The organism is Sporomusa acidovorans (assembly GCF_900101845.1).
Classification (GTDB): Bacteria; Bacillota; Negativicutes; order Sporomusales; family Sporomusaceae; genus Sporomusa; species Sporomusa acidovorans.
In genome coordinates this window covers 63,314-76,018 of record NZ_FNAM01000011.1, presented here as the reverse complement: position 1 = coordinate 76,018, position 12,705 = coordinate 63,314, and the positions used below count along the sequence as shown (strand labels likewise).

10 protein-coding genes, 1 riboswitch and 1 other annotated feature are annotated in these 12,705 nt (G+C 45.5%); of the genes, 9 read left to right on the top strand and 1 reads right to left on the bottom strand.

Going from position 1 to position 12,705, the window contains the following annotated elements; genetic code table 11:
- Positions 1-80: 80 nt before the first annotated feature.
- Positions 81-1,511, bottom strand: a complete 1,431-nt coding sequence (locus tag BLR65_RS09830) for a sigma-54 interaction domain-containing protein (protein ID WP_245692669.1) — start codon at positions 1,509-1,511, stop codon at positions 81-83.
- Positions 1,512-1,802: 291 nt separating this feature from the next.
- On the opposite strand from BLR65_RS09830, the gene BLR65_RS09825 reads away from it, so the two are divergent.
- The 9 genes from BLR65_RS09825 to BLR65_RS09785 all read left to right on the top strand — a co-directional run bounded on the left by BLR65_RS09825 (position 1,803) and on the right by BLR65_RS09785 (position 12,681).
- Positions 1,803-2,912 carry a uroporphyrinogen decarboxylase family protein gene (locus tag BLR65_RS09825; RefSeq protein WP_245692667.1) on the top strand — a complete coding sequence of 370 codons (1,110 nt, stop codon included), beginning with the start codon at positions 1,803-1,805 and terminating at the stop codon, positions 2,910-2,912.
- Positions 2,913-3,168: 256 nt separating this feature from the next.
- Entirely contained in the window at positions 3,169-4,458 is a 1,290-nt protein-coding gene (locus BLR65_RS09820; protein WP_093794018.1) for an MFS transporter, read from the top strand.
- Between the two features lie 271 nt (positions 4,459-4,729).
- Positions 4,730-4,977, top strand: a binding site (T-box leader).
- A gap of 58 nt (positions 4,978-5,035) precedes the next feature.
- A complete protein-coding gene (locus BLR65_RS09815) occupies positions 5,036-6,007 on the top strand; it encodes a bile acid:sodium symporter family protein (protein ID WP_093794017.1) in 972 nt (323 codons plus the stop codon).
- Positions 6,008-6,167: 160 nt separating this feature from the next.
- Positions 6,168-6,333, top strand: a riboswitch (Lysine riboswitch).
- A 97-nt stretch (positions 6,334-6,430) separates the two neighbouring features.
- The gene (locus BLR65_RS09810; RefSeq protein ID WP_169716998.1) at positions 6,431-7,573 is read left to right on the top strand and encodes an ABC transporter substrate-binding protein; all 1,143 of its coding nucleotides are present in this window, start codon (positions 6,431-6,433) and stop codon (positions 7,571-7,573) included.
- A 64-nt stretch (positions 7,574-7,637) separates the two neighbouring features.
- The gene (locus tag BLR65_RS09805) at positions 7,638-8,516 is read left to right on the top strand and encodes a branched-chain amino acid ABC transporter permease (RefSeq protein WP_093794015.1); all 879 of its coding nucleotides are present in this window, start codon (positions 7,638-7,640) and stop codon (positions 8,514-8,516) included.
- An 11-nt stretch (positions 8,517-8,527) separates the two neighbouring features.
- Entirely contained in the window at positions 8,528-9,541 is a 1,014-nt protein-coding gene (locus BLR65_RS09800) for a branched-chain amino acid ABC transporter permease (RefSeq protein WP_093794014.1), read from the top strand.
- A gap of 11 nt (positions 9,542-9,552) precedes the next feature.
- Positions 9,553-10,329: an ABC transporter ATP-binding protein gene (locus BLR65_RS09795; RefSeq protein ID WP_093794013.1), complete on the top strand. Its 777-nt coding sequence runs from the start codon at positions 9,553-9,555 to the stop codon at positions 10,327-10,329.
- Positions 10,316-11,017: an ABC transporter ATP-binding protein gene (locus tag BLR65_RS09790; protein WP_211285232.1), complete on the top strand. Its 702-nt coding sequence runs from the start codon at positions 10,316-10,318 to the stop codon at positions 11,015-11,017. The genes BLR65_RS09795 and BLR65_RS09790 overlap by 14 nt, the downstream gene beginning before the upstream one ends.
- A gap of 164 nt (positions 11,018-11,181) precedes the next feature.
- A complete protein-coding gene (locus tag BLR65_RS09785) occupies positions 11,182-12,681 on the top strand; it encodes a tetratricopeptide repeat protein (RefSeq protein WP_093794011.1) in 1,500 nt (499 codons plus the stop codon).
- Positions 12,682-12,705 lie beyond the last annotated feature (24 nt).

The window sequence follows — 12,705 nt, the reverse complement described above, 5'->3', positions numbered from 1 at the left end:
GGTAAGAAGTAAAAACAGGAATGCCGTTTATGGAATTTTTAACCTAAATTCTATAAGCGGGCATTCCTGTTTTATGTCTATTAAGGCTGGTTTTGCTTTTGTGTCTGGGAAGCGTGCTTTCTGGGATTTCTGGCAATAGAATAGGCTTTTATTTTTCGATACAATACGGTCCGGCAAATGCCTAGGCGATCAGCAGCCTTGCTCATTTGGAAATTGCACACTTTAAGAACGCTGTTTATATATTGTTCTTCAAACTGGCGCATGGTTTCTTTAAGGGGAGCCTGAGCTCCTAAAAATTTCGCATACTCCGGCTGTGAAATATTTTTAGCCATACCTGACATTGCTTCTAAGAATAGCTGCGGGGTGTCCTGAATATTGGAGATAACATATTTTTCCACTTCGTTACGTAATTCCCGTACATTTCCCGGCCAGTCATAACGATAAAAAGCGGTTAACGTATCAATATCCAGGTTGACGGAGAGATTGTATTTGCTGTTGAAGTCCCGCAAAAATTTCATGGCCAGCATGGTAATGTCTTCAGGCCTTTCCCGTAAGGGAGGCAATACGATGTTAATTACGTTTAAGCGATAAAAAAGGTCGGAGCGGAAGGTCCCCTCTTCGGTCATTTGTTTGAGATTTTTATTGGTTGCGGCAATAAGCCGGAAATCGATCGTGCGATTTACACAACTGCCAAGCCGGCGAATTTCACCCGCCTCCAGGACACGCAGCAGCTTAGCCTGTAATGCCTGGGGCAATTCAGCGATTTCATCCAAGAATAAGGTTCCACCGGCTGCAGCCTCAATTAAGCCGATTTTCCCTTGAGCCTGGGCACCGGTGAAGGCTCCCTTCTCGTAACCAAAAAGTTCCGCTTCGGCTAAGGATTCTGACAAAGTAGCACAATTGATGGCAATAAATGCTCCTTTAGAACGGTTGCTTTGACGGTGGATATATTGCGCTAATACTTCTTTGCCGGTGCCTGACTCTCCGTAAAGAATAACCGGGCTGTCGGTTTGGGAAGCGGTGTAGGCTATGCGCAGTATGGCCTTCATCGCATCGCTTTCGGCAACAATATTCTCAGGACACAAAGCTAGTCCCCTAAAGCGATTGGCAGAGATACTTTTACTTTTTAGATCCGGAGTGCTTAGCCGGGCTAAATTCTGTGAAGGGGTCGGCACGCAAAAGGTTAGAAGATAGAGTACCTTATTGTTATCTAAAATAGGGGTGCTTACCGCCAGTAATTCGGATTTAAATTTGGTGGTAACCAAGCCTTGCTCAACACGTCTGTTTTTGGCGGCTTGCAAGGTGTAGGAAGTATTGATATTGCCGTTGCGGATAAGTTCTCGCATATTTAAATGGAGCAGTTGCTCCATGGGGACACCGATTGTTATAGAAGCTTTCGTATTAGAAAGAAGCAAATTGCCCTTTTGATCGGTAACGAAGATTACCTTATCCTTACTATTTGATTTTTGGCTAATTTCCTGCTGCATTGGAAAATTTGACTTTTGTGGCATAAGGCACCTCCAATCACGGATACTCAAAACCACCTAAGCTTTATTGAATATGTTACGACGCTGTATATACAATTTCCTTCTCCGGACAAGCGAAAATTATTATATTGTTTCGAATAATTCAATAAATGTTGCAAAAAGGTTACACTTTTTCTCAATAAATGTTGCAAAAAAGTCAATATATTGCAAAGAATCATATTGAAATTAACGGTAAACACTGACATATTAGGGAAATTATTTGTTGGCATGTGATTTGCATATATAATCAATGAAAAATAATTGAGGAGTGGATTTATGATGAAGACACCACAGGAATTGCTTCAGGAACGTAAAGAAAGATTGAAAAAAACCATTGCTTTTGAGCAAACGGACCGTACTCCTGTTATAATCGCGGGAGATGCTGTATTTGCAAGACATGTAGGCATGAAGCTGTCAGAATTTGTTTCAAACATGAAAGCTTCCCATCAGGCAATTTTATCTTCATTTAAAGATTTAGGCGATGTGGATGGAACAGGCAGTACATACGCGACCGCCACAATTTTTCCGTTAATTTTTTATTCGAAAGTGAAATTGCCTGGACGTGAGCTTCCTGATAATACTCCATGGCAGCTTGATGAGCGGGAATTAATGACAGTGGCAGATTACGATACCATTCTGAATAAAGGCTGGAAAGCTTTTAGTGATGATTATTTGAAAAATCGAGTTGGCTTTGATCTTGATTCGATCCGTGAACAACTGAAGGATGTGCCGAACTTTATTAAAGATTTTGAGGATGCCGGCATTGTGGTATATTCTCCCAAAGCATCCTCTACGGTAAATGAATTTTTGGGCGGCGGCCGGTCGTTTCCTAAATTCATGAGAGATATGTTTAAAATGCCGGATAAGGTTGAGGCTGTTTTAGATGTTATTCTTGAAGAAAATTTAGCAGAATTACGTCAGCAAATACGAGCCATTAAACCTATGGTTGTCTTTATGTCGCCGGCTCGGGGAGCAAGTGAATTTTATTCGCCGAAGATCTGGCAGCGTTTTGTCTGGAAGTATCTAAAAGCAGCTGCCGAGGCAATTATTGAAGAAGGCGCGATTGCAGACCTTCACATTGACGGTAACTGGGAGCGCGATTTGGAATTTTTCAAAACTTTGCCGAAACATAAATGCATCTTTGAGTCCGATGGCGCTACCAACATCTATAAGGTGAGAGAGGTTCTCGGCGACCATATGTGTATTAAGGGGGATGTCCCGGCTGCTATGTTAGCGCTGGGCACTCCTGACGATGTGTATAACTATTCTACCAAATTGATTAAGGACATGGGCAAAGGATTTATTCTTGCTTCCGGTTGTACGATACCGCCCAATGCAAAATTTGAAAATGTTAAGGCTATGGTTGCTGCCGCTTCCGGCAAATAATACGCAGAAACTACAATGCGATTGGCAGCAACAGAACTACTGCCTCTACTAAAGGCATAGCTGATAAGCTGACAGAAAAGAATATGGTCTCCATAGTTGTTTTTGACGTCTGCTGGACACACAGAGAATTTTATAGTGCAAGCAGTTCCCTATATTGGGGGCTGCTTGCAGCAAAAAAGTATAATTTGCGTGTTAAATTTTCAGAACAGTCAGAGTAACGGCTTTATTGTGTAAATAATGAGGAGGTTAGGGATTAGTGAATAATCAGCAAAAATTTTATGGTTGGTATATGGTGCTGGTTCTATGGATTGTTTATTTAATTAACCTTGGGTTTCCGCTCTACGGCGGTGCTGTTATTAATTCTTTCATGATGAAGGATATTCCCATGGACCGTATGACCTATGGCGCCGGATTTTCGTTGTGTAATTTGTTTGTCGGCCTGGGAGCGATACCAGCCGGTATGGCAGTAATAAAGTATGGAATTAGAAAGACCTTTTTGCTGGGGGGCGTTGTCTTAGTTATCGCGACTTTATGGATGTCGCAGATTGCTACTCAACCTTGGCATTACCTTATCGGTTTTGGTGTTCTTAGCGGTTTCGGCATGGCTATGGGCACAATGCTGCCGCTGGCAACTACAGTTACCCGCTGGTTCGTACGATATCGTGGCAGGGCAATGGCGATTGCGATGACGGCATCCGGCTTTGCGGGATTTGTTGCCTCGCCGGCTATTAACAAGCTGATCCAGGCTTCCGGTGGCAACTGGCGTCTCGCCTGGCTGGCGGTTGGTGGAGCCTGCGTTGTTTCCTCCTTAATTGCCGTCAAGTTCCTTAAGGAAAATCCGCAGGATTATGGGCAAATTCCTGATGGCCGGGAGGCTACTGAAGCCGAAAAAGCGGCCATTGCAGTAAATCCCCTATTTACCAAATACGCCTGGACGCCGGCGGAAGTATATAAAAATTATGTTTATTGGCTGACTATTTTGGCTGCGGCCGCCAGCCAATGGCCGTTCTTTTTCTTTACGGCCCACTGGATTATGCATCTGCGCGGCAAAGGCATTGATCCCTCCATCGCCGCTTTTTGCATGGGACTCTTTACGATGGGAGGCATTGTTGGCCGACTCATTAGCGGCTGGCTGATGGACAGAATTGCAGCCCGCTATGTGTTTATGCTTGGCTTCTTGTGTTATTTCGTCGGTTCGTTCCTGGCTATCCAGGCCAGCCCTGCGGCGCTTTTTGCGGCCTATGTAGCGGCAATTCTCTACGGCGCGGGATTTGGCTGGTGCTTTGTGGCACAGCAAACCATGCTTGGTCATTTCTTCGGACCGGCGGCATTTCCCAAAATCAATGGTACCTTGCTGGCAATTACGGCAATATTGGTATCAGCTTCCGGCATGGTTGGCGGCAAGCTTTTCGATATATTTAAAGGGTATAACGAGGCGTTTTATCTCAATGTGGCTATGGGGATTTTCGGAATTATTATGTTAGTTTTTGCAAAGATGCCGAAGCCCTCCCAGGATAAGACCGGATCATTGCGGCAAACAGCTTAACAATAAAGAAATATTAGTCCGGGAGCAATATAACCAAAACCCGTTTTCAGGCCGTATGGCCTGGAACTGGGTTTTGGCATGCTCTGAACAATCTGCGGCAAGGGAAAAAGCATAAAAAATTTACGTTCTTTGTAAGGAGAATATTGTTTGTGGATAATAAACAAAACAGATAATGTAGTGAATTTTTACAAAAAAGATACGGTTTGCATTGACATGATAATACATTGAGTGTATATTGTATATAAAAGAAAAGCAATTTTAATTTAATATTGTAAATGTGATGAGGGAGAACTTGTACTCTATGTCGCTTCAGAGAAACGGTGGGTGGTGTGAACCGGTGCGAAGGGAATACAAACGTCGCTCCTGAACAGCAAAGCTGAACGGAAGTAAGCTGCGCCGGTCTCGACTCCTTATGGGAGTGCAGTCGTTATTCTGCTAGGGTTGTTTGACCTGATGAGAGATGCAGATAGGATTTATCTGTAAAAAGGGTGGTACCGCGAGAATCCTCTTGCCCCTTTAAGCTTACTGGCTTGAAGGCAAGGGGTTTTTTTATTTTTATTTTATAGGAGGTTTTGTAATGAGGTATTTGGAAAGGCTTGCTCAGTTTATTTGTAAGAATATGACGCTATGGGTAGTGATTTTATCGGCAATTGCTTTTTTCTATCCGGCACCGTTTAAACCGATTGGCAAGTATATTTCCTATCTGCTGGGAGTTATTATGCTGGGAATGGGCCTTACTATGTCCCTTGAGGATTTTCGCCTGGTGTTAACTCGCCCGAAAGATGTATTTTATGGAGTTTTTTTTCGTTATTTAATCATGCCGTTAGTGGGCTTCGGTGCGGCAAAATTGCTGGGATTGCCACCGGCTTTAGCGGCGGGGATGGTGCTCTTGGGAGCCGCTCCCAGCGGTACAGGTTCGAATGTTATGACGTACATTGCCAAAGGAGATACGGCGCTGTCGATAACGGTTTCCAGTATTAATACCATTTTGGCACCGGTGTTGACTACCTATATTTTTTCCTTCCTGGCAGGGTCAATGATTCCCATCGATGTTGGTGCGCTGCTCCTGGATATTGTTAAAATTGTACTGGTTCCCGTAGCCGCCGGGGTGGTGCTGCACATGCTGGTTCCCTCTTTGGTTGAAAAGCTAGCGAAAGTAGTTCCGGCCGTGTCGGTCATCTTTATTGTGGCCATTATTGCTTCGGTCGTTGCCCTGAACTCGGCAAAGCTGGCCACCATGGCGTTTATTTTGTTTGTTGCCGTAGTCATTCATAATACGGCCGGGCTGCTGCTTGGCTATTATGCCGGCAGGACGGTTGGTATGTCCAGGAAAAAGTCGCGGGCCATTACTTTCGAAATTGGTATGGAAAACTCAGGCCTGGCCGTAGCTTTGGCTTTAGCCCATTTGGATCCGATGGCGGCTTTACCCGCTGCCGTCATGACTGTTTGGGAGTATATTGCCGGCAGTTTACTTGCCAGTTACTGGGGGAATAAACCTGTTGACGGGATTGCGGCACCGGCTGGCGAAGCGATTGCTGCTGCAAAATAATTTGACTCAATTAGTTTTCAAATGAAGTGCAATGTACTAAAGATCTTTTTTTAAAAAATAGATAGTTTGGCAGCACAGGGGAAAATTCCCATAAAAAATCTTGACGAATGTATTGCGACAGTCTAAAATAAAAGCTGATAAAGCAAAATATTCCTTTCAGATTGTTTATAGAGGCGCAGCCAACATGAGTACTTGTTTGATGAGGCATCGATGAAGACAGGGAAAGGGTTAGCTGCCGAAGTAAAAAAGGCGGCGGTTTTTTTTACTGGGCCTGCATTGAATAGGTGCAGGACTGTCACCAATGTTGGTGGAGCGCTATCTCATCTGGGCTGAGACATGGAGTATTTTCATGTTGGTAAAGACACCTGGCAGAGAAATCACCGCGTGTCTTTTTGTTTTATTTATAAATTTGGGGGGGAATTTATGAAAAAGGGGTTCAAGGTTTTATGTGGTTTCATGGTTTTGCTTTTGATGATTATTGTTGCCGGTTGTGGCGGCTCGGCGACTCAAGGTAAAAAGGCTGCGCTGACGGTTGCGATGGTTAATCCTCTGTCAGGAGATAATGCAACATATGGTCAAAGCCATAAAAATGGCTTTGAATTGGCGCGGGAAGAGATTAATAAAGCCGGCGGGATTAAAGGCCAGTCCATTGAGGCGGTTTTCCATGATGACGCCGGCGATCCCAAACAGGCTGCCGCCGGGGCGCAAAAATTTGCCGATCAGAAAAATGTAGTGGCGCTTGTGGGATCCTGTCTTAGCTCCAATACGCTTGCCATGGTTCCGATAACTGACAAGGCCAAATTAACTCATTCTGTAGTATCGTCAAGCACGCCGAAACTTTCAGGAATCAGTCCTTATTTTTTCCGGATGGCTGTACAGGATGCGCAAGTCGGAATTTTAATGGGGGATTTATTAGGAAAGAAACTGGGAGCTAAACGGGTTGCCATCCTTTATCCGAACAACGATTTCGGCAAGGGACTTATGGCAGTTTTAGAAAAGCAGCTGGGCCAGTATCAGGTTACGATTGTTTCGAATCAAGCTTACCTGGCAACAGATAAAGATTTTTCCGCGTTGCTGACGGAAATAAAAAATAAAGGCATTGATGCCCTGGCGGTTTGTGGTACCTATACGGATGGCGGGCTGATCGTCAAACAGGCGACTGAACTGGGGTTGACGGTGCCAATTGTCAGCGGTCCCGGCTTGTATAGTCCTAAATTTATAGAAATTGCCGGCAAGGCGGCCGAACGGTCGATCTCTTTGGGCGCATTCGTTTCGACCAATCCCGATCCGGCTGTGCAGGCTTTTGTCAAAAAATATAAAGAAAAATATAATACAGAACCAGATACTTTTGCCGCTTTAGGCTATGATCAGATGTATGTTCTTGCCAAGGCTATGGAGAAGGCCGGCGAGAAGGGGAACATTACCCGGGAAACTGTTCGCGAGGCGATGAGCCAGACAAACTATAAAGGCGTCACCGGTATTGTGACTTTTGATGATAAAGGTGACTGGGTCAGACCTTATTTGTATATCACAGTCAAAGACGGACAATTTGTTATCTATCAGTAAGTACAGTGGGGAGTGACAGGTTAGCCTGCCGCTTCCCATTTGCAGTAAGGGGAGAGGTGAACAGATGCTGCAGCAAATTATTAATGGGCTGGCACTGGGTGGAGTGTATGCCTTGATTGCAATAGGCTGGACAGTGGTATTTGGCATTGTCGGCCTTATTAACTGGACACATGGCGAAGTATTTATGATTGGTGCTTTTGCCGGCTATCTTGTGATTACGACTTATCAAGTGAATTTTTTTGTAGCATTATTGGTTGCTATGTTTGTGGGCGGGCTGGTGGCTTATCTAATTGAACGCATTGCTTATCGACCGTTGCGTACGGGACCTAAACTTGCTTTGTTTATTACCGCCCTTGGGGCCTCGATTTTTATCCGCAACCTGGCCGCTATTATCTGGGAACCGCAAGCGCGGGCCTATCCGCCTACTTTCGAGGCTTCGGTTATTAGCTGGCAGTTGGGATCAACTGTTTTAACGGTCAATACCCTGCAAATTCTGATTTTTGCCGTTACATTGGTTATTATGGCTTTTCTGCAGTGGTTTATTACGCGGACGATGATGGGGAAGGCGATGCTGGCTGCATCACAGGACCTGGAAGCTGTGAGCCTAATGGGAGTAGATGTTAACCGGTTAATTACCATTACGTTTTGGGTCAGCGGCATTCTCGGCGGCGCTGCGGGGGTACTTGTTGGCGTTCTGTATGCCATTGACCCGATGATGGGAGCCATGGCCGGACTAAAAGGCTGGGCTGTGGCGGTTCTTGGCGGGGTTGGCAGTATTAGCGGCGCCATGGTGGCAGGGTTGTTGCTGGGCGTTATCGAAAACATTTCGACAACTTTTATTTCATCCGGTTATCGGGATGCCATTGCGTTTATTATTATGATTGCTACACTGGTTATTAAGCCTACCGGGTTAATGGGCTTCAAATTTGAGGATAAGGTCTAGGGGGTGGGTTTATGGCAAAACCGACATTGCAGTTGGTGCAAGGCTTAACACATAAACCGGCAACAGCCGTTATTCTCATTGCGGTTCTGCTTGGATTCACCTTTGTGGATTCTCTGGATTTAACTGAAGAATATCTATTCGGCGCTTATGCCAAGCACATTTTGTTTATTTCGCTTATCTATAGTGTTGTTACCTTAAGCCTAAACTTTGTTACCGGCTATGTCGGACAAACTTCACTGGGGCATGCTGCTTTTTTTGGATTGGGCGGATATGTGTCTGCTCTGACAACCAGTTTATGGCATTTGCCTTATGGGGTGGCTTTTCTATTGTCCGGTTTAGCGGCTGCGTTGGTGGGGTTGCCGCTTGGCGCGCCTGCGCTGCGAATTAAAGGACCATTTTTAGTTGTTGTTACCTATGGTTGTGGTGAAGTTTTTAAATTTATTGCGATCAACCTGGATATAACAGGCGGTCCTGCCGGCTTGCCAGGTCTGGTTTCACCCACTCTGGGCATAGCCTTCAATGATATTGGCGTGACCGGTAAAGAGGCTTTCATTGTGGCCGCGCTGATTCTGGCCATGCTGCTTGCTTTTATTATGCACCGTCTGGAAGATAGCCGGGTGGGGCATGCCTTTGCCGCCATTCGCCAGGATGAAATTGCTGCCTCTTCAATGGGAATTAATCCGGCTTACTATAAATTAATGGCATTTGTTTTTGGCGCCTTTTTTGCGGGCCTTGCCGGCAGTCTGTTCGTGCATTACATGAGTTTTGTCAGTCCGGATATGCTTAGTTCCAATGAATCCATTATGATGCTAACTATGGTAGTTGTCGGCGGTGCCAGAAGTATTCCGGGGGCATTTTTGGGAGCCTTTTTACTGACCATTACACCGGAATTTTTGCGCTTTGTAAAAGATGTGCTCGGCCTTAGTTATGATCCCTGGCTGGTTTTGTTTGGTTTGCTGCTTGTTGTGATGATGCGCGTCAAACCGCAGGGACTGCTAGGTGCTGAAACCATATTTCGCCGTTAGGAGGAACATTTATGCTACTGCAGGTTGAAAAACTGTGTAAAAATTTTGGCGGGCTGAGAGCTGTTCATAATATTGATTTTGCCATAGAGTCAGGGGAAATTGTAGCAATTATCGGGCCTAACGGGTCGGGAAAAACCACTTTTTTCAATGTGATCAGCGGAATTTTACCTGTTTCTTCAGGAAAAATTCTTTTTAAAGGACAGGATGTTACGAGCTGGAAAGCGTATGATATGGCAAAAGTCGGTTTGACGCGTACGTTTCAAAACATCCGGCTTTTTCCGGAACTATCGGTGCGGGATAATCTGATTATCGGTCGCTATAGTCAAAATTCTTCCGGAGCCTTTGACGGCATATTTCATTCTAAAAGACTCCGCATGGAGGAGCAGCGTAATAATGAGGTCGTGAATGAAATCCTGGAGTTTACAGGGCTTGCGTCTCTGCGTAATGTATTGGCGACCAATTTGCCCTACGGGGCGCAGCGGCGCTTGGAAATTGCCCGGGCGCTGGCGTCTGAACCGTCGCTGTTGTTATTGGATGAGCCGGCTGCAGGGATGAATCCCAAAGAAGTGGACCAGCTGCTGGCTTTGATCCGGGCCCTGAAACAACGAGGACTGACGATCCTGCTAATTGAGCATCAGATGCGACTGGTTATGGGGATTGCGGAACGCATGGTCGTATTTGACCACGGGGAAAAGATTGCTGACGGGCAGCCTGCCGTTATCCGTTGTGATCCTAAAGTCATCGAAGCGTATATTGGAACCGAGGTGAATGAATGTGCTAGAGATTAAGGAGATAAATGTTTACTATGGGCATATTCATGCCATTGTCGATGCAACACTTCATGTTAACCAAGGGGAAGTAGTGACTATTATTGGCGCAAACGGTGCAGGCAAAACAACCATTCAGAAGACCATTATGGGTTTGTTACATAGTCCGACAGGCAGCCTCACTTTTGAGGGGGAGGATATTAGCAAATGTCCGACAGCCTCAATTGTGGGAAAAGGTATTGCCCTGGTGCCGGAAGGGCGGCGGATTTTTCCGCGGTTAAGCGTAGCCGACAACCTGGCGCTGGGCGCCTATAGCCGTAAAGATAAATTTGTTTCGCAGGATATGGATAAAATGTATCAGTTATTCCCCCGGCTGGCCGAGCGGCGCAGTCAACTGGCCGGAACGTTAAGCGGCGGTGAGCAGCAAATGCTGGCCATGGGCAGGGGATTAATGAGTCGGCCTAAGCTGCTGCTGCTTGATGAGCCGTCAATGGGTCTGGCACCTGTGCTTGTCAGCCAGATATTTCACACCATTACCGATATTAACCGCGAAGGGGTTACGATTTTACTTGTTGAGCAAAATGCGCGCCGGGCCCTGGCAATTGCCAATCGCGGCTATGTATTGGAGGCCGGTAAAGTGGTACTGGAGGGATTGGCCAGTGATCTGGCAAAGAATGACGATGTGCAAAAGGCCTATCTAGGGGAATAAAAGTAAAAAGGAAAGCTACCATTGATGAGCCGTCAAGGTTCATAATGGTAGCTTTTTAATAAAGCAGGGATTTATTAAGTTTTTGTGAAAATTACCCGAATCTATTTATAGAAGTTTTTATGTTTAATTTTATATTACCATTACATTATAAGGAGCAACCTTAGATGCCGGATACTAATGAAACGGTTAGCGAAATTAATGAAGGTTTAAGCAAGGGGATGCAGGCAGTCGCGCGGGAAGAATGGGAGCAGGCAATCGCTTGTTTTTTAGAGGTGCTTAAATTAAAGCCTGATTCTGTTGAAGCCCTCAATAATTTGGGGGCAGTTTTTAAGAATACCGACCGGCTGGATTATGCCGAAGCCTGCCTGTGCAAGGCAATTGAGGTTAACCCCAATTCCTATAATGCTTTTTACAATTTGGGAACTGTTTATGAAAAGGAAGGCAACTTTCAAGATGCCGCCGTTTGTTTTCGCCAGGCAATTGAGTTAGACCCTTATAATCCTGATTTATATAATACACTGGGTGTAGTGTTAGAACATGGCTTTCATTTGGAGGAAGCCGAGCAAGCATACTTAAAGGCAATTGCACTCAAGTCGGATTATGCCACGGCTTACTATAATTTGGGGCTCTTGTATGCAGTAACGAAGCGTTTGGACGAAGGGGAAAAACATATCTGCTCTGCACATGAACTAGAGCCGGCGAAACATGCTTTTACAATAGGCTTGGCCTTCCATTATTTGAAACGGGAAAAATTTGAACAGGGGTGGACCAAGTATGCGGAGGCGCTGGCCTTAATACCTTTTGAGAGTTATGGGGCAACTATTCGTGAATGGTGTGGTGAAGATTTAACAGGGAAAAGTATTTTACTCTACGCAGGAGAAGGACTGGGCGATGCCTTGCAGTTTGTCCGTTACACATCAATGGTTGCGGAACTTGCGGCCCATACTACTCTTTGGGTTCAGGAGCCCTTACAGCGATTGGTGGCTGCGCACTATCCCCAGTTGATTTTAGGCAGTGAGCAGGAAGCGTGGTCAAAATCTTACGATTATTTCTGTTCTCTGCAGGCTTTGCCAATCTATTTTAAATCTAATGAGCAAACAATTCCCCGCTTCGCTCACTACTTGCAGGCTTTGTCTGAAGATTCAGCAGTATGGCAGCAAAAACTTGCTGAATTGGATGGCGGTGGACGCTATCGGGTAGGTGTAGTTTGGTCAGGTAACATCTATAATCCCCTGGATTTGTTTCGCTCCATACCCTTTGCTGTATTTAATCAACTGCTCCTTGCTGTTGAAGGGATAAGCTGGATTAGTTTACAGGTCGGCAGCCGGGCTGAAGATTATAAGAACATAACGGAAAACTTGCTGGATCTGTCGCCCTATTTAACGGATTTCGGGAAAACGGCTGCCGTCATTGAACAACTGGATTTAGTAATCACTACCGATACCTCTGTTGCCCATTTATCTGGTGCGCTGGGTCAAAAAACCTGGCTGCTGCTTGATGTTACCTCTGATTGGCGCTGGTTTTTAGACCGTGAAGATAGTCCCTGGTACCCTTCCATGCGTCTGTTCCGGCAGCGGGAGGCCGGCAACTGGCCTGAATTGCTGGCGAGAGTTGCCACTAGTCTGCGACAAGAAATGCAGCAGCCAACGCAGGCGGCAAAATAATAAAGGCAAGCTGCTGCCTGCCTT